General features: G+C 60.8%; 17 protein-coding genes and 1 pseudogene. 4 read left to right on the forward strand and 14 right to left on the reverse strand.

The annotated features are described in order from the left end of the window. Positions 1 to 121 precede the first annotated feature (121 nt). The 5 genes and pseudogenes from LT42_RS21545 to leuS form a co-directional block, all read right to left on the reverse strand. Positions 122 to 1267, reverse strand: a pseudogene (locus LT42_RS21545) (lytic murein transglycosylase); the annotation flags it as partial. Positions 1268 to 1546: 279 nt separating this feature from the next. Continuing rightward, a complete protein-coding gene (gene arfA / locus LT42_RS21550) occupies positions 1547 to 1705 on the reverse strand; it encodes an alternative ribosome rescue factor ArfA (protein ID WP_037017982.1) in 159 nt (52 codons plus the stop codon). Between the two features lie 276 nt (positions 1706 to 1981). Then, entirely contained in the window at positions 1982 to 3019 is a 1038-nt protein-coding gene (holA, locus tag LT42_RS21555; protein ID WP_037017985.1) for a DNA polymerase III subunit delta, read from the reverse strand. 42 nt (positions 3020 to 3061) lie between these two features. Next, a complete protein-coding gene (locus LT42_RS21560) occupies positions 3062 to 3667 on the reverse strand; it encodes an LPS-assembly lipoprotein LptE (RefSeq protein WP_037017987.1) in 606 nt (201 codons plus the stop codon). A gap of 85 nt (positions 3668 to 3752) precedes the next feature. Next, positions 3753 to 6359: a leucine--tRNA ligase gene (gene leuS, locus LT42_RS21565; RefSeq protein ID WP_037017990.1), complete on the reverse strand. Its 2607-nt coding sequence runs from the start codon at positions 6357 to 6359 to the stop codon at positions 3753 to 3755. Positions 6360 to 6660: 301 nt separating this feature from the next. On the opposite strand from leuS, the gene LT42_RS21570 reads away from it, so the two are divergent. Both LT42_RS21570 and LT42_RS21575 read left to right on the forward strand, forming a co-directional pair. Beyond that, on the forward strand, positions 6661 to 7032 hold the full coding sequence (locus tag LT42_RS21570; RefSeq protein WP_037017993.1) for a hypothetical protein: 372 nt from the start codon (positions 6661 to 6663) through the stop codon (positions 7030 to 7032). An 85-nt stretch (positions 7033 to 7117) separates the two neighbouring features. Beyond that, positions 7118 to 7879, forward strand: coding sequence for a YdcF family protein (locus LT42_RS21575; RefSeq protein ID WP_037017995.1), 762 nt, complete (start codon positions 7118 to 7120; stop codon positions 7877 to 7879). 900 nt (positions 7880 to 8779) lie between these two features. Here LT42_RS21575 and lnt read toward each other — a convergent pair. The 5 genes from lnt to miaB all read right to left on the reverse strand — a co-directional run bounded on the left by lnt (position 8780) and on the right by miaB (position 14274). Then, entirely contained in the window at positions 8780 to 10300 is a 1521-nt protein-coding gene (lnt, locus tag LT42_RS21580) for an apolipoprotein N-acyltransferase (protein ID WP_037017998.1), read from the reverse strand. 27 nt (positions 10301 to 10327) lie between these two features. After that, positions 10328 to 11170, reverse strand: coding sequence for an HlyC/CorC family transporter (locus LT42_RS21585; protein ID WP_037018000.1), 843 nt, complete (start codon positions 11168 to 11170; stop codon positions 10328 to 10330). 5 nt (positions 11171 to 11175) lie between these two features. Continuing rightward, positions 11176 to 11676: an rRNA maturation RNase YbeY gene (gene ybeY, locus LT42_RS21590; protein WP_037018004.1), complete on the reverse strand. Its 501-nt coding sequence runs from the start codon at positions 11674 to 11676 to the stop codon at positions 11176 to 11178. Beyond that, a complete protein-coding gene (locus tag LT42_RS21595; protein ID WP_037018006.1) occupies positions 11669 to 12685 on the reverse strand; it encodes a PhoH family protein in 1017 nt (338 codons plus the stop codon). The genes ybeY and LT42_RS21595 overlap by 8 nt, the downstream gene beginning before the upstream one ends. Before the next feature lie 260 nt (positions 12686 to 12945). Beyond that, positions 12946 to 14274, reverse strand: coding sequence for a tRNA (N6-isopentenyl adenosine(37)-C2)-methylthiotransferase MiaB (gene miaB / locus LT42_RS21600; protein WP_037018008.1), 1329 nt, complete (start codon positions 14272 to 14274; stop codon positions 12946 to 12948). Between the two features lie 129 nt (positions 14275 to 14403). Between miaB and LT42_RS21605 the strand changes: the two genes are divergently transcribed. Continuing rightward, positions 14404 to 14730, forward strand: a complete 327-nt coding sequence (locus LT42_RS21605; protein ID WP_037018011.1) for a DUF1820 family protein — start codon at positions 14404 to 14406, stop codon at positions 14728 to 14730. Between the two features lie 24 nt (positions 14731 to 14754). Here the strand turns inward: LT42_RS21605 and LT42_RS21610 are convergent, their stop codons facing one another. From LT42_RS21610 to LT42_RS21625, 4 genes are all read right to left on the reverse strand, one after another. Next, positions 14755 to 15324, reverse strand: coding sequence for a tetratricopeptide repeat protein (locus tag LT42_RS21610; protein ID WP_037018530.1), 570 nt, complete (start codon positions 15322 to 15324; stop codon positions 14755 to 14757). Positions 15325 to 15515: 191 nt separating this feature from the next. Beyond that, complete coding sequence (hemL, locus tag LT42_RS21615) at positions 15516 to 16799, reverse strand: glutamate-1-semialdehyde 2,1-aminomutase (RefSeq protein WP_037018014.1); 1284 nt, start codon at positions 16797 to 16799, stop codon at positions 15516 to 15518. 56 nt (positions 16800 to 16855) lie between these two features. After that, positions 16856 to 17482, reverse strand: a complete 627-nt coding sequence (thiE, locus tag LT42_RS21620) for a thiamine phosphate synthase (protein WP_037018016.1) — start codon at positions 17480 to 17482, stop codon at positions 16856 to 16858. A gap of 24 nt (positions 17483 to 17506) precedes the next feature. Then, entirely contained in the window at positions 17507 to 18304 is a 798-nt protein-coding gene (locus LT42_RS21625; RefSeq protein ID WP_037018533.1) for a hydroxymethylpyrimidine/phosphomethylpyrimidine kinase, read from the reverse strand. Positions 18305 to 20099: 1795 nt separating this feature from the next. On the opposite strand from LT42_RS21625, the gene LT42_RS21630 reads away from it, so the two are divergent. Continuing rightward, the gene (locus LT42_RS21630; RefSeq protein ID WP_037018019.1) at positions 20100 to 22061 is read left to right on the forward strand and encodes a sensor histidine kinase; all 1962 of its coding nucleotides are present in this window, start codon (positions 20100 to 20102) and stop codon (positions 22059 to 22061) included. The last annotated feature ends 403 nt before the right edge of the window (positions 22062 to 22464 follow it).

A 22464-nucleotide genomic window follows, 5' to 3' on the forward strand; every position in this document is an offset into this window, starting at 1 on the left:
ATCTTTGGAGGCCTGCCAATTTTTCGCGGGCAAGCGCGCTCCTACAGTTGATCGCTATTGGCAAACCACCCACCGTGAGGGGAGGGCTGTATCGGGCTGGAGGGCGTCGCTGAACGCTGCGTCACGGCTTGCGCAGATGCTCCAGCAGTTCCTGCGTCGGATAACCGTCCGCGGGCCAGCCAAAGGATTGCTGCGCGCTGCGAATCGCCTTGCGCGTGTTGGCGCCGATGATCCCGTCAGGGGCGCCTGCGTCGTACTGTCGGGCCGAGAGCAGCGTCTGCAGCTCGATGCGTTCGGATCGGCTCAACGGACGATCGCCCCGCGGCCAATCTCCTTGCACGTAACCACCGCCCGTAAAACGCTCCGACAACAGCCCGATTGCCAGCGCATAGGACGAAGAGTTGTTGTACTTGAGGATGGCGCGGAAGTTATCCATCACCAGAAATGCCGGGCCTTTATAGCCCGCAGGCAGCAACAGGGCCGCCTGTTGCTGCAAGAGATTGGTCGGCAGCGCTGACCCGTTTGGCAATTTCAGCCCCAGTTGTTGCCATTCGCCGATGGGTTTTCGGGTTGAGGCATCCGCGAGTGCGTAATCAAAACCCTGCGCCAGTTGCACCTCAAACCCCCAGGGCTGGCCTTTCTGCCAGCCTGAGCTTTGCAGGTAGTGAGCGGTGGACGCGAGGGCATCGGCCGGGGAGTTCCAGATGTCCCGGCGACCGTCTCCGTCGAAGTCGACGGCGTGGGTGTTGTAAGTGGTGGGGATGAACTGGGTCTGGCCCATCGCCCCGGCCCAGGAACCCAGCATGCTCGGCGCATCGATATCGCCATGCTGGATGATCTGCAAGGCGGCGATCAATTGGTCCTGCGCGAACTGTGGGCGACGTCCCTCATAGGCGAGCGTTGCCAGGGAGCGAATCACCGACTGCGTGCCCTGGAACTGGCCAAAGCTGCTCTCCATGCCCCATACGGCCACCAGTGCCTGACGATCAACACCGTAGCGCTGCTCGATAGCGCTCAGCGAGTCAGCGTATTGGCTTAGCAGCGCCTGCCCCTTGCGCACACGCACTGCTGACATCGCGCCGTCCAGGTATTCCCACACGGGGCGGCTGAATTCAGGTTGGCTGCGATCGGCCTTGACCACGCTCATGTCAGGGGTGACGCCGATGAAGGCTTTATCGAACACGTCCGGCCGCACGCCGGCGCTCAGCGCCTGAGCGCGGAACTGGCTTTGCCATTCACTGAAACTCATGGCCGGCTGGATTTCGAAATTGCCGTCATCAGGTTGCGCGACGGCACCTGAGGGCGCGGGCAGGCTCTTGACGATTTGTGCCGCGGGCGCGGACTGAAGAGGGGTGGCAACTGCAGCGGTAGGCTGCTCGGCACAGGCCACCAGCGCGAAGAGGCTGGAAGCGGCGATCAACTGGCGAAGGTGCCAGCGACGGGGAAAGCTTGGGAGCATTCTGGGGTCCACAGGTATAAACCGTAAGGTGCAGACCTTAACATGCCGGCCCAGTCGATGGGGGGCCAGACAGGTAACGCAGTGTTTTCAAGCCGCCATAACGGAAGAAGCCTCCCAGCTTTTAGACTGGAAGGCTTCGCGGCGGTAGCTGCCTTTGCCCTTGCCGGGTTGTTCCTGACGGCTGCGGAACAATGGCTGGGCGATGATGGATTTGGCCTTGTTCGGCCGCTTTTTGGCTTTGCTCATGGCGTTCTCGCTCAAGTAGTGAAGTGAAGCGGGGGAGATAATCTGCCAGACCGGGGCGGGTGTCCAATTGACCTGAGCTATCAAGTATTTGCTCGTGTCGCTATGCCGGCTTATTCACGATTCAAACTGTAGGAGCCGGCTTGCTGGCGAACGCGACCTTTCAGGTACACCTGAGTGAGGCAAGAAGCCGTTTCGCCAGCAAGCCGGCTCCTACAGGAAGGTGGAGGGCCTGAAGATAGCAGGTCTGGCGGATTTGGCAGGTAGTCCCGTGGGCCACTATTCCGAGGGCAGAGCCAACCGCTGGCCTGCCATCAGCAGGGCCAGCCGGCTTAGGCTACTCCAGACTGAGCCCGCCGCCTGGCCTTTGATTTGAGCGTCGATGTGTTGAGCGTCCATCAACAGTTGACCCCAGCGTCGCGCGGAGTGGCGTTGCAGGGCTTTGCTCATCAACGGCTTGCGCTTGTCCCAGATGGGCGGACGCGCCTGACTGAATGCTTTGTCCAATGGGATACCCTGGCTGAACTGCAATGCCAGATTGGCCAGCACACGCAGCTCACGGGACAGCGCCCAGAGAATGACCGGAGGTTCGACGCCTTCGCCGCGCAGGCCTTCAAGCATCCGCAGCGCGTGAGCCGCTTCGCCATTGAGGATGGCGTCAGTCAGACCGAAAACATCGAAGCGCGCGCTGTCAGCCACTGCTGCCTGTACGGTTTCGACAGTGATCTGGCCTTCGTCAGCCATCAGCTTGAGCTTTTCGATTTCCTGCGCGGCCGCCAGCAGGTTACCTTCGACCCGCGCGGCGATGAGTTCGATGGCGTCCGGCGTCGCGGCCAGGCCGGCCTGCGAGAGCCGCTGACGAATCCATTGCGGCAGCTGGCTGGCATCCACCGGCCAGATCTGCACGAACTGGGTCTGCGGGCCTTCGACCAGCGCCTTGCCCCACTTGGTTTTCTGCGCCGAACCGTCCAGCTTGGGCAGGCTGATCAGCAGCAGCGTGTCTTCGGCGGGGCGACCGCAGTATTCCAGAAGCGCTGCCGCGCCTTTGTCCCCGGGCTTGCCGGAAGGCAGACGTAACTCCAGCAGTCGGCGCTCAGCAAACAGCGACATGCTCGCACCCGCCTGGAGCAGCGTGCCCCAGTCGAAGCTAGAGTCAGCGCTGAACACCTGGCGTTCGTCAAAGCCCTGCTGACGTGCAGCCGCGCGAATGGCATCGCACGCTTCCTGGCACTGGAGAGGGTCATCGCCGCTGACGATGTAGACAGGCGCTAGCGCACCCTGGAGGTGTTTTGAAAGTTGGGCGGGGGCGAGTTTCATGATTCAGAAAAGATCAGGGCCGGCGAACCGGCCCCGATGCCGTCACTTGGACGGGATTTCGATGGGCGACTGCTGCGGCGTCTCGTCGCGAATCCGTTGGGCGGCGGCTTCGGCATCGGCCTGCGCACGGGCAGCGGCGTCGGCCTTGGCTTGCAATTCGTCGAGGCGCTCAGGTGTCAGCTGTTGCAGGCGGGCCAACAGTTTCTGCACGAGGTCGTTGCGCATTTCCTTGCGGATCTGCGTGGCTTCCTGGTCTGAGCCGATCAGGTTGTTGCCGTCATGCACAAAAACCTTTTGCGCCTGAACCGTGTCATCGAGCAACAGCACATCCTTGCTGCCGTGAATTTCATACTTCAGCACGGTGGTCAGCTCGTATTCGGCCGAACGGCCCGAACCGGCATAGCTCGCGGTGCGCTGGGTTTCGTCTTCGCGGGCGATGAACAGCTTGTATTGCGCGCCGGTGTAGACATGCACGCCGCTGCTGGTCAGGGTCTGACGCAGCTGAGTGACGACGTCGCCGTAGGCATCACGGGCGCTGACGTCCAGCTCCTTGATCGACACGGCGTTGGTACCGGTGCCGCGCAACTGGAAACCGCAGGCGCTCAGCAAAACCGCGAGTCCCATCACCAGCAGATTGCGTTTGATCATCTTGTTGCTCCCTTGAATCCGTTAGAGCGCGGCATCCCGCGCTCTTGAAATAGGTTCGGCACCCGCTCGCAGGTGCCCGATTGCGTCAGCTGGCGACGATGTTAACCAGTTTGCCCGGCACCACGATCACTTTGCGGATCGTGAGGCCATCGATGAAGCGCAGGACGTTCTCGTTTGTCCGAGCGGCCGCTTCGACTTCCTCGCGGGTGGCGCTGGCTGGCATGTCGATATGACCGCGCAGCTTGCCGTTGACCTGAATTACCAATTGCAGTGTGTCCTGTACCAGCGCCGACTCATCGACCACTGGCCATGCGGCATTGATAACCGGATCAGGGTGGCCCAGCGCAGCCCACAGCTCGTGACTGATATGCGGGGTGATCGGTGCCAGCAACAGAGCGACGGTCTCCAGACCCTCCTGCAGCAGCGCGCGGTCCTGGCCAGCGGCCTGCGGTGCTTTTTCCAGCACGTTCATCAGCGTCATCACCTGAGCGATGGCGGTGTTGAATTTGTGATGCTGCCCCACGTCCTGACCGGCCTGCTTGATCGCCAAGTGAATCGAGCGGCGGATGGCTTTCTGGTCATCATTCAGCGCGGTGGTGTCGAGTGCGCCCGGCAGGCCTGCGGTCACATGTGCCTGAGCCAGACGCCAGACGCGCTTGAGGAAGCGGTGCGAGCCTTCAACGCCGGAATCCGACCATTCCAGGCTCATGTCCGGCGGCGATGCGAACATCATGAACAGCCGGCAGGTGTCTGCGCCGTACTGATCGATCATGGACTGAGGGTCGACTCCGTTGTTTTTCGACTTGGCCATTTTTTCGATGCCGCCGATTTCCACCGGCTGGCCATCGGCGATCAGTTTGGCGCCGATGATCTTGGCTTTGCTGTCGCGCTCGAACTCGACGTCTGCCGGGTTGAACCAGGTTTTGCTGCCATTGGCTTCCAGACGGTAGAACGTCTCGGCCACTACCATGCCCTGGGTCAGCAGGTTCTTGAACGGCTCGTTGGAGCTGACCAGGCCTTCATCGCGCATCAGCTTGTGGAAGAAGCGCGCGTACAGCAGGTGCAGGATGGCGTGTTCGATGCCGCCAATGTACTGGTCGACCGGCAGCCAGTGGTTCGCGGCCTTCGGGTCGACCATGCCGCCCTCGTAATGAGGCGAGGCGTAGCGTGCGAAGTACCAGGACGACTCGACGAAGGTGTCCATGGTGTCGGTTTCGCGCTTGGCCGGGGCGCCGCATTTCGGGCAGCTGCACTCGTAGAACTCGGGCATGCGCGCCAACGGCGAACCCGCGCCGTCCGGCACCACGTCTTCGGGGAGCTTGACCGGCAGTTGGTCTTCCGGGACAGGCACGTCGCCGCACGTGTCGCAATGGATGATCGGGATCGGGCAGCCCCAGTAGCGCTGGCGGCTGATGCCCCAGTCGCGGAGGCGGAACTGGGTGCGGGACTTGCCCAGGTCTTTCTTGAGCAGCGCGGCCTCGATGGCATCGAAAGCGCCGGCGAAATCAAGGCCGTCGAATTCGCCGGAGTTGATCAGCGTGCCATGTTCGTTATAAGCGTCCTGCCACGGTGTCGGGGTCTCGTCGCCAGCGCTGGTACGTACTACCGGGATCACCGGCAGGCTGTACTTGGTGGCGAACTCGAAATCACGCTCGTCGTGAGCGGGCACCGCCATGACTGCGCCGTCGCCGTAATGCATCAATACATAGTTGGCGACCCACACCGGCAGCTTCTCGCCGGTCAGCGGGTGCTCGACGAACAGCGAGGTTGGCAGGCCTTTCTTTTCCTGGGTGGCGACGTCAGCTTCGGCGACGCTGCCACTTTTGCATTCGTGGATGAACGCCTGCAGCTCAGGATTGTTCTGCGCGGCCAGTGTCGCGAGCGGATGTTCGGCGGCAACAGCGACATAGGTTGCGCCCATCAGCGTGTCAGGGCGGGTGGTGAAGACTTTCAGGGTGCCGGTTTCGCCGATGGACGCCTGGTCGTACGGGAACTGCACTTCCATGCCGCGGGACTTGCCGATCCAGTTGCGCTGCATGGTCTTGACCTGTTCAGGCCAGCCCGGCAGCTCGTCGAGACTCTCCAGAAGCTCATCCGCATAAGCGGTGATCTTGAAGTAGTACATCGGGATCTCGCGCTTCTCGATCACCGCGCCCGAACGCCAGCCGCGCCCGTCGATCACTTGCTCGTTCGCCAGCACGGTCTGATCGACCGGGTCCCAGTTCACGGTGCCGTTCTTGCGGTAGATCACGCCTTTTTCGAACAGGCGAGTGAACAGCCATTGCTCCCAGCGGTAGTAATCGGGTTTGCAGGTGGTGACTTCGCGTGACCAGTCGATCGCCAGACCCAGGCTTTTGAGCTGGTTCTTCATGTAGGCGATGTTTTCGTAGGTCCACTTGGCCGGAGCAACGTTGTTTTTCATGGCGGCGTTTTCGGCCGGCATGCCGAACGCGTCCCAGCCCATGGGCTGCAACACGTTTTTGCCCTGCATGCGCTGATAGCGCGCGATGACGTCGCCAATTGTGTAGTTGCGCACGTGACCCATGTGTAGCTTGCCGCTGGGGTAAGGGAACATCGACAGGCAGTAGTACGTGTCCTTGCCTGGCTGTTCACTGACTTCAAAAGACTTTTGCTCGTCCCAGAAGGTCTGGGCGGCGGCTTCGATTTCGCGGGGCTGGTAGAGTTCGTGCATGGCTACTTTTGGCTGAAATGGGTGACCCTTGACCTCTTCTCGGCGTGGCCGGGTCAGGAAGTCTTCGCATGCCGGACGAGGCCGTCGGCGTTGCGATGCATCCATGCCCGGTTGGGCGGAAGTGGAATTACAGGAAGCGCCGTAGCATACATGAGGCTACCAAGCCGAGGGAAACCCTGATTGCGTGGCGCAGACCTGCCACATGCAGCATCCACCGTTGGTCGCTGCATCGCGCCGGTTTTTGTGGCACCGCTAAGCTCACTGACGGGGGTTAAGTGTTTACTTTCAGTGAGGTGAACGGATGGCAGAGCTGCGGCATGAAGTAGAGAACCCTGATGTGTATGACCGTTTGATTGATCGTCTGGGCCTGGCTCTGGATACGGCGAAAACAGCTGTGCGGCTTCGAAACGAATCCCCCGCCGAGCTTGAGTTGCGCGGATTGAGTCACGCCGAGTTTGAGTTGATCGAGGCTTATCTGGGCAGAAGCGAAGTCGTCTTCAAAGAAGGCTCTGCGACTGTCACGAGGGAGGCTTTCAGTCCCTCGACGGAGCCTTCCGAGCCAATGCGAGGGCCACATCCAAAAGCCAATGTCATCTGGCTCAAGGATCAGCGCCGAGCCAAGGTGTCGGCTAAGTTGAGTCGCTACAGTTCCACCAAACATTTCAAGCGTTAACTTCTGCGGGGGCTGACCCCGGCCAATCGAGCATTGCTGCTTCGCGTCATTGCTTCTAGGCTTCGGGCATCTTTGGAGATGCCCGATGCCCTTTCGTTATTTCATCAAAAATCTGCTCCTTCCTCCGGGCATTTTCCTGCTCCTGTTAGTGCTTGCCTGGTGGTTGAGAAATCGCCGCCCGATGTTGGCGCGCGTGATGTTCGTGCTTGGTGTGGGCGGCATGACGGGGATGAGTCTGCCAGTCGTGGTGGAGTGGACGGCGAGGGGGATTGAGAGCGTCCCGCCACTGCCGCAGAGCGAATGGGCAACGCTGGCGCAGCGCGCTGATGCGATCGTAATTCTTGGGTCGGGCCGCGAGCGCAATGCCCCAAGCTGGGGTGCTGACATCCCGACCGGCGTTGCGCTGGAACGCATGCGCTATGCCGCGCGTTTATCGAAGGCGTCCGGTTTGCCGGTGCTCACCACCGGCGGCCTGCATTATGGTGAGCCGCCGAGCGAGGCAGCGATTATGGCCGACTCGTTGCGCGACGACTTCGGCGTGAACGTCCGCTGGCAGGAAGGAGAAAGCCGCACGACTTGGGAAAACGCCAACATGACGGCGGCAATTTTACTCCCCCAAGGCATCAAGCGCGTGGTGGTGGTGACCCAGGCATGGCACATGCCGCGTTCAGTCTGGAGTTTCGAGAAAGCCGGTTTTAACGTGGTCGCAGCGCCGGTCGGATTCTTGAGCGTGGACAACGCCCGCCCATTCGGCGGCTGGATGCCCGAGGCGAAAGCGGTGTGGCAGAACGGCCAGTTGATCAACGAAGTGGCGGGGCTGGTCGGGTACAAGTTGTTTTACCGGTGACCTAGCGGGCTGGTTCGCCTGTAGGCGCGCGTGAGAGTCCCGCGAGGCAACCCGGCTTTCCGAGATGGAACTGACACACCCGAATCTGTAGGAGCCGGCTTGCTGGCGAATGCGTCAGGCAGGCGCTGCAACGGTGACTGGCCAATCTGGTTCGCCAGCAAGCCGGCTCCTACAGATCGAGTAGGCACGGAGAATGTCGGAGACGTTAAATCGAGGCAGGCACGGAAGATGTCGGAGACGTTAGATCGAGGCAGGCACGGAGAATATCGAAGACATTAGATCGAGGAGGCACGGAAAATGTCGGAGACGTTAAATCGAGGCAGGCAAGCTAGATGTCGGGGACGTTGTCTGTAGGCGCGCGTGGGTGTCCCGCGAGCCGACCCAGCGCTTTCCGAGATGGAACTGACACACCCGAATCTGTAGGAGCCGGCTTGCTGGCGAATGGGTCAGGCCAGGCGCTGCAACGGTGACTGGCCAATCTGGTTCGCCAGCAAGCCGGCTCCTACAGATCGAGTAGGCGCGGAGAATATCGAAGACATTAGATCGAGGCAGGCAGGGTAGATGTTGAAGACATTGTCCGTAGTCGCGTGGCGTGTCCCGCGAGGCAACCCGGCTTTCCGAGATGGAACTGACACACCCGAATCTGTAGGAGCCGGCTTGCTGGCGAATGCGTCAGGCAGGCGCTGCAACGGTGACTGGCCAATCTGGTTCGCCAGCAAGCCGGCTCCTACAGAACGAGGCAGGCACGGAAAATGTCGGAGACGTTAGATCGAGGCAGGCACGGAAAATGTCGGAGACGTTAGATTGAGGCAGGCATGGACAATCTCCCCAATCAGAAATCGACGAGGCCCCGGCAGCCTCCGGGTTTGGAAACCGCCAGGTCGCATCAACGTTCGGGTATTACACCGCCTTCGCAATCCTGCCGGCAAAAAATGCCCAGCCCACCAGCAGCAACGACAGGATGATCAGTGGCCATGAGCGCCAGTGCAGGTAGGGCGTCAGGTTTTGCATCGGGGTGACTTCGCCGTACATCACGGCGCGCTCGAACTGCGGCACCGTCGTGGTGATCTCGCCAAACGGGTCGATCAGCGCGCTGACGCCGTTGTTGGTGGCGCGGATCATCCAGCGGCCGGCCTCCAGCGCGCGCATCTGCGCCATCTGCAAATGCTGCAGCGGGCCGATCGAGGTGCCAAACCAGGTGTCGTTGCTCACCGTCAGCAACAGGTCGCTTTGCGCGGCGAGCCCTGCTGCAAATTCGGGATAGACCACTTCGTAGCAGATGTACGGCGCGATCTCATAACCCTTCGCCTGCAACAACGCCTGCCCGGAAGGGCCGCGCGCGAAGTCGGACATCGGCAGGTTGAAGAATGTGATCAATCCGCGCAACAGATCCTGCAGCGGAACGTATTCGCCAAACGGCACCAGCTTCTGTTTCAGGTAAGTGCCGTCGCCTTCACCTGTTACGGTAATGGCGTTGTAGTAACGGAATTCCCCGTGAGTGCCCTTTTCCCGCAACGGCACGCCGGTGATCAGCGCCGAGTCGCGATCAGCCGCGAACTTGCCCATCACCGACAGATACCCCTCAACCGACTCCTTCAGCACCGGCACCGCCGTTTCCGGCCAGACGATCAGATCAGCCCGCTTCGAGGTAAACGTCATGTCCCGGTACAGCGCAAGTTGCGCATTCAGCGCCGCCGGATCCCATTTCATGCTTTGCTCGACGTTGCCCTGCATGGCCGCAACGCTCAACGGCTTGCCGGAAGGCTCGGTCCAGGCGTGATTTTTCAGCGCCAGTCCCACAACCCATGGTGCGAGCAGCAGCACAATGCCCGCCGCCATTAAAGGCAGGCGTGTGCGCAAACGAGGCAGGTTGCACAGCAATGCGGCGGTCAGCGCGAGCGCGAAGGAAAGCAGCCACATGCCGCCCACGGGCGCGAGACCTTTGAGCGGCCCGTCCAACTGGCTGTAGCCGGAATAGAGCCAAGGGAACCCCGTGAGGAACCAGCCACGGAACATCTCCTGACCGAACCACAATGCAGCGAACGCCAGTGCATCGGCCAGAGGGGCTTCGTTGCGGCGGATCCACCGGGCCCAGATCCACGCCGGCAAGGCAAAAAAGAACGCCACCGAAGCGCAGAACAGCACCATCAGGAACACTGCCAGCCAGACCGGTGCTTCGCCGTAGGTGTGAATGCTGACGTAAATCCAGCTGGTGCCGCCGCCGAACAGGCCGAACCCGTATGACCAGCCACGCCACAGGGCCTGGCGTGGTGTGAGGTCGCGTAGCCCGAGGTAGAAAAGCACCAGCGCGACAATCGCCAGCGGCCAGATATCGAAGGGTGCCAGGGCCAGGGTAATCAACGCGCCGGCCACCATGGCCAGCAGGTTACCGGGCCAGCCGGGGCGGGTGATCCAGCGCATTTACATTCCTTAAAACGGGTAAAGGCCCTACGAGCGGTTGATCGGGCTCAGGCGCAGCAGGTGAATACGACGGCTGTCGGCATTCAGGATGCGAAAACGGTACGCGCCGATTTCGGTGATCTCGTTACGCTTGGGCAAATGCCCGAACGCGTTCATCACCAGGCCGCCAACGGTATCGAACTCGTCGTCGGAGAAGCCGCTGTCAAAGAACTCGTTGAAGCTCTCGATGGGCGTCAGTGCCTTGACCAGGAAGTCACCGCTTGGCAGCGGCTTGATGTAGCTGTCTTCCTCGACGTCATGCTCGTCTTCGATGTCGCCGACGATTTGCTCAAGCACGTCTTCAATGGTCACCAGGCCGGCGACGCCGCCATACTCGTCGATGACGATAGCCATGTGATTATGATTGGCACGGAATTCCCGCAGCAGCACGTTCAGACGCTTGGATTCCGGGACGAAGGTCGCCGGGCGCAGCAGGCTCTTGACGTCGCCGCTGCCGCCGTCTTCTTTCAGAATCAGCGGTAGCAGGTCTTTGGCGAGCAGGACACCAAGCACGTCATCGTGGCTTTCACCGATGACCGGATAGCGAGAGTGCGCGGAATCGATCACCGCAGGCAGGAACTCGCGGGGCGTCTGGCTGGCCTTGATGCTGATCATCTGCGAGCGCGGCACCATGATGTCGCGCACCTGCAGGTCGGCGACCTGAATGGCGCCTTCGACGATGGCCAGCGCTTCACTGTCCAGCAGTTTGTTCTGGTGGGCTTCGCGCAGCAGCTCCAGCAGCTCCTGGCGGTTTTTCGGCTCATGGGCAAATGCCTGGGTCAGTTTGCCCAACCATGACTTTTGCCCGTTGCTCGATCGGTCTTCGCTCATAGCCCTTACTCGTGGTCCTTGGCTGATGTTTCTAAAAGAGGGGTGTCGCCAACTTCATCGTCGGCGTAGGGGTCCGGATAGCCAAGCTCTGCAAGCAACTCTCGTTCCAGCGCTTCCATCTCGTCGGCTTCTTCATCGTCGATGTGATCGTAGCCCAGCAAATGAAGGCAGCCGTGAATCACCAGATGCGCCCAGTGGGCGTCCGGCGATTTACCTTGCTCGGCGGCTTCACGCGCGACAACGGGAACGCAGATGACCAGATCACCCAGCAACGGAATATCCAGCAACTCGTCAGGGACGTCAGCGGGAAACGACAACACGTTGGTGGCGTAATCCTTGTGCCGCCAAGTGTGATTGAGCTCCCGGCCTTCGGCTTCATCGACGAGGCGAATGGTCATCTCGGAATCAGCAGAACGCTGGCGCAGGCCCATTTCACACCAGAGGCGGAACTGGGCTTCGCTCGGAGCGCTTGCCTGACTCGCGACTTGCAGATCCAGCTCAAGCATCGCGGCGTGGTTCCCGGGAGTCCTGAGCGGTGGTCGGATGATCGGTGCGTTCTTCGTAGCGCTCGTAAGCCTCGACGATGCGCTGCACCAGCGGGTGGCGAACGACGTCTTTGGGCTTGAAGTGGGTAAAGCTGATTCCCGGCACTTCCTTGAGCACTTCAATGACGTGGTTCAGGCCGGACTTGGTGCCGCGTGGCAGGTCGATCTGGGTGATGTCACCGGTGATCACTGCCGTGGAGCCGAAGCCGATCCGCGTCAGGAACATCTTCATCTGCTCGACGGTGGTGTTCTGGCTCTCGTCGAGAATGATGAAGCTGTTGTTCAGCGTGCGACCGCGCATGTAGGCCAGCGGTGCAACCTCGATGACCTGTTTCTCGATCAACTTGGCAACGTATTCAAAGCCGAGCATCTCGTACAGCGCGTCGTACAGCGGGCGCAGGTACGGGTCGATCTTCTGCGACAGGTCGCCGGGCAGGAAGCCGAGTTTTTCGCCCGCCTCAACGGCAGGACGCACCAGCAGGATGCGGCGAATGGTTTCGCGCTCGAGCGCATCCACTGCAGCGGCGACGGCCAGATACGTCTTGCCGGTACCGGCCGGGCCGATGCCGAAGTTGATATCGTTGGCGAGGATTTCTTTCACGTACCGTTGCTGATTCAAGCCGCGCGGGCGAATCATGCCTTTTTTGGTACGCAAGGCCACGCCGACCTCGGCCGCAGGATGGTTGTCCAGCTCTTCGACACCGGATTCCTGCAGGAACAGATGGACCATGTCCGGTGACAGTTCGGTCGCTTTCGTTTCCCGATACAGCCGGCGCAACAGGTTCTCTGCCGAAATGGATTTTTTGCGATCGCCAATGATCTCGAACTGGGCTCCGCGATTGCGGATCTCGATGTCCAGGCGCTGTTCGATCAAGCGAAGATGCTCGTCGAATTGCCCGCACAGATTGGCGAAGCGATGGGCCTCGATAGGTTCAAGGCTGAAGCGATGTGGTTCGATAGGTGCGTTCAAAGTGGTTTTGGGCCGCCCGACGGCAATGTGAAGTGACGTGAAGGATAACCCCTGCAGGCAACGTCTGAAAGGGCTCACTTACTAACGGGTAAATGAGCGGTTCAGGGACGCTGGAGGGCACCCTGTAACAGACAGTTCGCCAGGGCTGCGAGCTTGGTCACACGCCGGGGCAGCCGACGTATGGCTGCCTTCTCGCGGGGTCTGATGCCCGGCGCTGCCTGCAGGATTCATGCGTGACGTCTACATGGGGGCGTATTCGCCTATTGCAACAACGACCCGCGGAGCGAGTGAGGTTGGGCGCTGTCGATGTACACGTCAGCAAACTGGCCAATCAACCGGGGGTTATCGCAACGGAAGTTGACGATGCGGTTGTTCTCGGTGCGGCCCTGCAATTCGCCCGGGTCCTTTTTCGAATAGTCGGTGACCAGAATCCGCTGCACGGTGCCGGCCATCCTGCGGCTGATCTCCAGGCCTTGCCGATTGATCAGGTCCTGCAACTGCTTGAGGCGTTCTTTCTTCACCTCTTCCGGGGTGTCGTCAGGCAGGTCTGCAGCCGGGGTGCCCGGGCGCGCGCTGTAAACGAAGGAGTAGGAGAAATCCATGCCGACGTCTTCCACCAGCTTCATGGTCTGCAGGTGATCCTTCTCGGTTTCGCCCGGGAAGCCGACGATGAAGTCGGAGCTGATGCAGATATCCGGCACCGCTGCGCGCAGCTTGCGCAGACGCGACTTGTATTCAAGGACGGTGTGGTTGCGTTTCATCGCTGCCAGAATTCGGTCGGAGCCAGACTGCACGGGCAGGTGCAGGTGCTTGACCAACTCCGGCACGTCGGCGTGAGCCTGAATAAGGCTGTCGGAGAACTCCAATGGGTGCGAGGTGGTGTAGCGAATGCGGTCGATGCCGTCGATGGCTGCGACCACGCGGATCAGTTCGGCAAGGTCCGCCAGCCGACCGTCGTGGGTCGTGCCGCGGTAGCCGTTGACGTTCTGGCCCAGCAGGGTCACTTCGCGCACGCCGTTTTCAGCCAGGTGGAAAACCTCGCTGATGACGTCGTCGAACGGCCGGCTGACTTCTTCGCCGCGGGTGTAAGGCACCACGCAGAAGGTGCAGTACTTGCTGCAGCCTTCCATGACCGACACATACGCAGTCGGGCCATCGACGCGGGGCTCGGGCAGGTGGTCGAACTTTTCGATTTCCGGGAACGACACATCGACCTGCGGCAGGCGCGTGATGCGTGCCGCGTCGATCATTTCCGGGAGGCGGTGAAGGGTCTGCGGACCGAAGACTACGTCAACGTAGGGCGCGCGATCGCGGATGGCCGCGCCTTCCTGGCTCGCCACGCAGCCCCCGACGGCAATGACCATCTCGGGGTTCGCCAGCTTGAGTTCACGCCAGCGGCCAAGCTGGGAGTACACGCGGTCCTGCGCCCGCTCACGGATCGAGCAGGTGTTGAGCAGGATGACGTCGGCGTCTTCTGCCCGTGCGGTGACTTCCAGTGCTTGATGTTCGCCCAGCAGATCGACCATGCGCGAGCTGTCGTACTCGTTCATCTGGCAACCGTGGGTTTCGATGTAAAGCTTCTTGGCCATGCGGGTTCATCAGGTGATTCAAAGAACCGCGCATTATAGGGATGCGGGCCCCGGGTTCCTAGCGTCGTCTAACGAGCGGCATGCTATAGTTCGCGCCCTTTTCAAAACGCTGATCACTGCCTGCCTGTTATGACCAAACGCGAAGCTCCAATCTACAAGGTGATTTTTCTCAACCAGGGACAGGTGTTCGAAATGTACGCCAAACAGATCTATCAGAGTGATCTGTGGGGTTTTCTGGAAGTGGAAGAATTCGTCTTCGGCGAGCGCACGACCGTGGTAGTCGACCCCAGCGAAGAGAAGCTCAAAGCTCAATTTGATGGCGTGGTGCGCAGCTTTGTCCCGATGCACTCGATTGTGCGCATCGATGAAGTGGAGCGAATGGGCACAGCGAAAATCAGCGAAGCGCGCCACACCGGTAACGTCATGCCGTTCCCGATGCCGATGCCGGACAAGTAACCGGCTTCAGAGAGCTGATTGCGCTCAGGGCTTGGTGGCGCTGTCGGCAGGGAAGGGCGCAAATGGCGTGCGTCCTTCAGCGGTTTGCAACTCCAGCAGGTATTTGCGGAAGATCTGCCCCAGCACCTGCGTAGCGACGTCCAGGTCTTCGCGCTTCATTTGCGCAGACACTTCGTCTGCTTGATCCAGCGCATCTTCCGAACCGTTGACCGCCGCCATCTTCAGCACGATGTACGCCTGAATGTTATTGGCCTGCACGCCTTCGCCCCGGAAAAACATCAAGCCGAGCTGATACTGCGCCTGGGCGTGGCCTTGCAAGGATGCCTGCTCGAAGTAATTGAGGGCCTGGGGTAAATCGCGCGGCGCGTTTTTACCCTCGTAGTAAAACTCCCCCAACTCGTATTGCGCCTGCGCATCCCCGCCCTGAGCCGCCTGCTGGCAGGCCGACAACGCTGCTGGCAGGTTGTCTGGCTGGGCATTGAGGGTGCAACGACCCACCGCTGGGATCAACAACGAGTTGCCACCTGCATTTGCCAGCAGGGGATGAAGAAGCAACAGGCAGCCCAATGCAAGGGTGCGGCCGGTGCGGTTCATGGAAGTCGATTTACCTCTGAAAAAGGTGCGGGCATGCCCGTCCAGCGAGATGTGCTGGCTGCGCATTATGAAATAAGCGGGGGCCACCTTACAAAGTCTTTACTGATTTTCTGCTGCGCGGGCTTCATCGGCCTGCTTTCAGGGAGGTTAGCCATGAGTGCCCGGGCGGCATCCGTTCCGCCCGGTCTGCGTTATTTCAGTTGGGCGAACGCTTTCTCGGCAGCATCCAGCGTCAATTGCAGCTCGGCATCGCCGTGGGCAATCGAGGTGAAACCGGCTTCGAATGCGCTTGGCGCCAGGTACACGCCGCCTTCCAGCATGAGGTGGAAGAACTGCTTGAAGCGGCTGGCGTCGCTGGTCATCACGTCCTGGAACGTCACGATCTCTTTGGCATCGCTGAAGTACAAGCCGAACATGCCGCCCGCCTGGGTGGTCACGAACGGGATGCCGGCTGCGTCGGCCCGCTGTTGCAGGCCTTCGAGCAGGCGCGTGGTGAACGCGCTCAGTTCGTCGTGGAAACCCGGACGGCTGATCAGGCGCAGCGTGGTCAGACCCGCCGCCATCGCCAACGGGTTACCCGACAGCGTACCGGCCTGATACACAGGACCCAGCGGCGCGATGTGCGACATGATTTCGCGCTTGCCGCCGAAGCAACCGACCGGCATGCCGCCGCCGATGATCTTGCCGAAGGTGCTCAGGTCTGGCGTTACGCCGTAGTAAGCCTGCGCACCGCCAAGGGCAACGCGGAAGCCGGTCATGACTTCGTCGAAAATCAGCACCACGCCATGTTCGTCACACGCTTCGCGCAGGCCCTGCAGAAAGCCCGGCGCAGGCGGTACACAGTTCATGTTGCCCGCAACCGGCTCAACGATAATGCACGCCACCTCCTGACCGACGTCGGCGAGCATGGTCTTGACCGCCTCGATGTCGTTGAACGGCAGGGTCAGCGTGTGCTTGGCGAAGGCTGCGGGAACACCCGGCGAACTCGGCACGCCCAGGGTCAGCGCGCCCGAACCGGCCTTTACCAGCAAGCTGTCAGAGTGCCCGTGATAGCAGCCCTCGAACTTGATGATGCTGTCGCGACCGGTAAAGCCGCGCGCCAGACGGATCGCGCTCATGGTGGCTTCGGTACCGGAGCTGACCATGCGGACCATCTCCATCGACGGCACGATCGAGCAGACCAGGTCGGCCATCTCGGTTTCCATCTCGGTCGGAGCGCCATACGACAGACCGTGCTCCAGTTGCTTGCGCACGGCATCCAATACGTCCGGGTGGCTGTGGCCCAGAATCATCGGGCCCCACGAGCCGACGTAGTCAACGTAACGCTTGTCGTCTTCATCAGTGACGTAGGCGCCGACGGCGTGCTTGAAGAACAGGGGCGTGCCGCCGACGCTTTTGAAAGCGCGGACCGGAGAATTGACGCCGCCAGGGATGTGTTTCTGGGCGTTGGCGAATAGCGTTTCGGAGCGGGACATAATGAGGTCTCTGTTTGAATCGGAATGAGTGAGTGCGCAACCGGCCTGAAGCAGAATCAGGCGGGCTTGAACAAATCGTTGAAAGCGCGGGCGCGGCGGGTGACTTCCTGGGTCGACTCGGCCCCAAACAGCCCATGCACGACGGCGAGCAAATCGGCGCCGTGGGCGACGAGTGGGGCGGCGTTTTCCAGCGTAATCCCGCCGATCACCGCGATCGGCAATTTGATGCGCTTGCGCGCCTGGCTGAGCAGGTCGAGGCTGCACGTGGGCGCGCCGGGTTTGGTCTGGGAATTGAAAAAGCGGCCGAAGGCGACATACGTGGCGCCATCCGCCCTAGCCTTGTCGGCCAGCTCAAGCTGCGCGTGGCAGGTCGCACCCACGACTGCCTTGTGCCCCAGCAAGGCGCGGGCATCCGGCAGCGATCCGTCGGTTTGCCCCAGGTGTACGCCGACGCCTAGGCGTGCGGCTACTTCGGCGTCGTCATTGATGATCAGGCGGGTTTTGTAGCGCTCGCAGAGTTTGAGCAGCGCCGAGGCCTCGCGCAGACGGCGGGTCTCGTCACAGGATTTGTCCCGGTACTGCAGCAGGGTCACACCGCCATCCAGGGCAGCTTCGACGTAAGACAGGAATTTGCCGGCCAACAGCTGGCTGTCGGTCACGGCATACAAGCCACGTAGTCTCATCAAGGGTGCCTCTTATTCGTGGCGTTACGAGCAGAAATCCAGCGGCAGGCGACGGGGAACAAATTGCCCCCGACCCAGCTGTTCGGCATCGCGCAGGGTGCGCCAGGTGTAATCCAGCGCCAGTTGCACAGCACCGATCAGGTCCTGACCGTGGGCCAGCCTTCCCGCCAGCGCACTGGCCAGCGTGCAGCCGGAACCGTGGTAGCTGCCCGGCAGACGCTGACAGGTAAAGGTGCGCGACTGACCGCCGCGGATGTACAGGCGGTTATGCACTTCGTGCTCATCGCCGTGCCCGCCGGTGATCAGCAAATGCTCGCAGAATGGCAGTAGCTTCTCGGCGCATTCATCCGCCGTACCCTCGGGCAGCTCGGCGAGAATGCGCGCCTCGGGCAGGTTCGGTGTGGCGATGGTTGCCAGAGGCAGCAGGCGCTCGCGCATCGCGTAGCCCACTTCATCCTTGCCCAGTCGACCGCCGCCACCGGCGCGCAATACCGGATCGCAGACCATCGGCAAGTGCGGATGGGCCGTCAGCAGATCGACGACGGTGTCGACCATCTCCAGCGAACCCAGCATGCCCAGCTTCACCGCCGCAACGGTGGAGTCGTTGAGCACGGCATTGGCCTGCGCCAACACCCATTCACGGTCCAGCACACGGAAGTCAGTGACATTCACGGTGTCTTGAACGGTCAGGGCGGTCACTGCAGGAGCAGCGTGACAGCCCTGAGCGAGCAGGGCTTCGATATCTGCCTGCAAGCCGGCGCCGCCACTGGGGTCGTGGCCGGAGAGACAGAGGACAACAGGGCGGGAGCTATAGATATTCATGGTGCGCGAGCTTACCACTAAAGTTTTTGCCGGTGGGACCGGCTTCAGCGGGGAAGAGGCCGGTGCAAACACAATCATTTTGCGGCAGTACGCATGCTCTTGGTAGGACCGGCTTCAGCCGGGAAGAGGCCGGTGCGTTCACCGTTGATTTTGCAGCGAGACATCTGACGCCTTCCCGGCTAAAGCCGGTCCTACCAAGTGCATCGCGTCCAGCCTGTACCACGAGGCAATTTCCTGGCTAACAGCATTCCACTGTGTGCATGCGGTGTTCAGTAGGACCGGCTTCAGCCGGGAAGAGGCCGGTGCGTTCACTGTTGATTTTGCAGCGAGACATCTGACGCCTTCCCGGCTAAAGCCGGTCCTACCAAGTGCATTGCGTCCAGCCTGTACTACGAGGCAATTTCCTGGCTAACAGCATTCCACTGTGTGCATGCGGTGTTCAGTAGGACCAGCTTCAGCCGGGAAGAGGCCCGTGCGTTCACCATTGATTTGCAGCGAAACATCTGACGCCTTCCCGGCTAAAGCCAGTCCCACCAAGTGCATCGCGTCCAGCCTATACCACGAGGCAATTTCCTGGCTAACAGCATTCCACTGTGTGCATGCGGTGTTCAGTAGGACCGGCTTCAGCCGGGAAGAGGCCGGTGCGTTCACCGTTGATTTTGCAGCGAGACATCTGACGCCTTCCCGGCTAAAGCCGGTCCTACCAAGTGCATTGCGTCCAGCCTGTACCACGAGGCAATTTCCTGGCTAACAGCATTCCACTGTGTGCATGCGGTGTTCGGTAGGACCGGCTTCAGCCGGGAAGAGGCCGGTGCGTTCACCATTGATTTGCAGCGAAACATCTGACGCCTTCCCGGCTAAAGCCCGTCCTACCAAGTGCATCGCGTCCAGCCTGTACCACGAGGCAATTTCCTGGCTAACAGCATTCTTCTGTGTGCATGCGGTGTTCAGTAGGACCGGCTTCAGCCGGGAAGAGGCCGGTGCGTTCACCATTGATTTTGCAGCGAGAATCTGACGCCTTCCCGGCTAAAGCCGGTCCTACCAAGTGCATTGCGTCCAGCCTGTACCACGAGGCAATTTCCTGGCTAACAGCATTCCACTGTGTGCATGCGGTGTTCAGTAGGACCGGCTTCAGCCGGGAAGAGGCCGGTGCGTTCACCGATGATTTTGCAGCGAGACATCTGACGCCTTCCCGGCTGAAGCCGGTCCTACCAAGTGCATCGCGTCCAGCCTGTACCACGAGGCAATTTCCTGGCTAACAGCATTCCACTGTGTGCATGCGGTGTTCAGTAGGACCGGCTTCAGCCGGGAAGAGGCCCGTGCGTTCACCATTGATTTTGCAGCGAGAATCTGACGCCTTCCCGGCTAAAGCCGGTCCTACCAAGTGCATCGCGACCAGCCTGTACCACGAGGCAATTTCCTGGCTAACAGCATTCCACTGTGTGCATGCGGTGTTCAGTAGGACCGGCTTCAGCCGGGAAGAGGCCGGTGCGTTCACCATTGATTTTGCAGCGAGACATCTGACGCCTTCCCGGCTAAAGCCGGTCCTACCAAGTGCATCGCGTTCAACCTGACATGTGAACGAGCCCATCCTGCACAGTGCACAGATTTAGATGGTGTCATCGAGCTATCAGTCGTTATCCTGTGGCGCTTGATCCGTTCCGCCAAATGAGTACCTGCAAGTGCGTTGCCCGCTGAGCCAATCGACAGATACAAAGGTCATTCGCAGAGCTGCGAACCCGTCCCACGATTCCACGGTGCCTTGTGGCAGTCATCCGTGTCAGGGCGGTGTCGCGTGCGTCTGTTTCTGACCTTCATTCTCTGTCTGCTGCCCGTATTGGCCAGCGCTGTTGACTTCGATGAAAACACCCGCAGCTTGGCACTGGGTCCCGAGACGCAGGTGTTTGAAGACCCGACGGGCGATGCAACCATCCAAGAGGTCTCCTCGCCAGACGGCTTGAAACGTTTTCGGCCGCTCACCGGGCAATCGCTCAACGCCGGCTATTCGCGTTCGGCGTTCTGGCTCAAGGTGCGTCTGACCTACCGTCCCGCCAACCCGCTGGCCTCGGCTGACTGGCTGCTGGAAATGGCTTACCCGCCCATGGACCACGTTGATCTGTACCTGGGCGACGACGACGCCCGGCCGACCCTGGCGTGGAACACCGGCGACATGCTGCCGTTCTCCAGCCGGCAGATTAAGCAGAACAATTATGTGTTCGATCTGAACCTCAATGCCCACGAGACCAAGACCGTCTACCTGCGCGTCGCCAGCCATGGTTCGGTTCAGGCGCCGCTCAACCTGTGGGCCAGCCACGCTTATATAGAAGAGCAACCGTCGCGGCTGTACATCTTGGGCATGATCTACGGCGTGCTGGCGGTGATGCTGGTCTACAACCTGTTCATCTACCTCAGCGTGCGCGACACCGCCTATCTGCACTACATCCTCTACATCACTTTTTTTGGCCTGTATCAGGTATCGGTGAACGGCGCAGGAATCGAATATTTCTGGCCGGATAACCCATGGTGGGCCAATACCTCGACGACCTTTCTGATTGCCGGCGCCATCCTGTTTGCCAGCCAGTTCACCCGCAAATTCCTGCAGACGCCCAGCCTGAGCCGCTGGCTGGACGTACCGTTGCTGCTGATGATGGTCTGCGCGGCGGTGATCATGGCGCTTGCGTTGACCATGGATTACGGCATCGCCCTGCGGCTGGTCACCGGACTGGTATTGCTGTTCACCCCGGTTGTGCTGCTGATCGGCCTGGCGGCGTGGTTCAAGGGCCGGCGCGTGGCGCGCTACTTTATTTTCGGCTGGTCGGCGTTTCTGATTGGCGGGGTGGTCAACGCAACGATGCTGCTGGGGCATTTGCCCAACACCTTCTGGACGATGTACGCCAGCCAGATCGGCTCTGTCATTGAGGTGGCTTTGCTGTCGCTGGCGTTGGCCGACCGCATCAATGCCATGCGCGAGCGCGAAGCGCACATCCTGGAGGAGTCGCGCCATGGGCTTGAAACCCTCAACCAGCAGTTGGCGGTGAGCAACCGCTTGAAGGACGAATTTCTTGCCACGCTCACCCATGAACTGCGTACGCCCATGAACGGGGTGATCGGCTCGCTGGAGTTGATGCAGATGGACGTCGCCGAGAGCGAGATTGAGCTGTATCGCCAGACCGCCGCGGATTCGGCGCAGAACATGATGGGCATCGTTAACGGCATCCTTACGCTGACCGAACTGCAAGCGGGCCGAATCACCGTGCGCACTGAACCGTTCAGCCTGCGCCATCTGCTGTTCCAGCTTCGCAGCCGCTTTGAACCGCTGGCGCGCGGCAAGGCGCTGGGAATGAGCGTGGAGCTTGACGAGATGTTGCCGGACAGCCTGGAGGGCGACGGCGTGAAGCTGCGCCAGTGCCTGGAGTGCCTGCTGGACAACGCGATCAAATTCACCAAAACCGGGGCCGTGAAGGTCCGGGTTAACGGCCAAAGCGCAGACGCCGGGCACATAAGGCTGGTGATCGACGTGATCGACACCGGCATAGGCTTCAGTCGGCTGGATGAAGAGACGTTGTACGCCAATTTCTTCCAGGTCGACGGCTCGACGACCCGCGAATACGGCGGACTGGGCATCGGCCTGGCCATTTGCCGACAACTGATCGAATTGCAGGGCGGGCGCTTGAGCCATCAGTCCGAGCCTGGCAACGGCAGCCAGTTCCGCTTGAGCCTGGACATCAAACGCGCAGATTCCGCGCCGGTCGTGTAGATCGCTTGGCAGGGATTGCCGGCCAGCACTTAATACGCAACCACTGAGCGAACGCTGCCGGGTGTAGGAGCGCGCTTGCCCGCGAAAAATCTTGCTGCCGCCAGAGATGCGTCGGCTGCATCTGATACGGGCGGGGCGAGCGGTGGTGTGTCAGTGACGCATTGGGTGTTGCCGCCATTCTTCGCGGGCAAGCGCGCTCCTACAGTGGGTGCGTGCATGGCTTGCGCTCCCGGGTGGCCTGTCGAATGCGACAGTCTTGTTTAGCTGGATGGGCGAATGCCCCCAGTTGTAGGAGCGCGCTTGCCCGCGAAAAATCTTGCTGCCGCCAGAGATGTGTCGGCTGTATCTGATGCGTGCGTGCGTGCGTGCGTGCGAGCGGTGGTGTGTCAGTGACTCATTGGGT

The organism is Pseudomonas lutea (assembly GCF_000759445.1).
GTDB lineage: Bacteria > Pseudomonadota > Gammaproteobacteria > Pseudomonadales > Pseudomonadaceae > Aquipseudomonas > Aquipseudomonas lutea.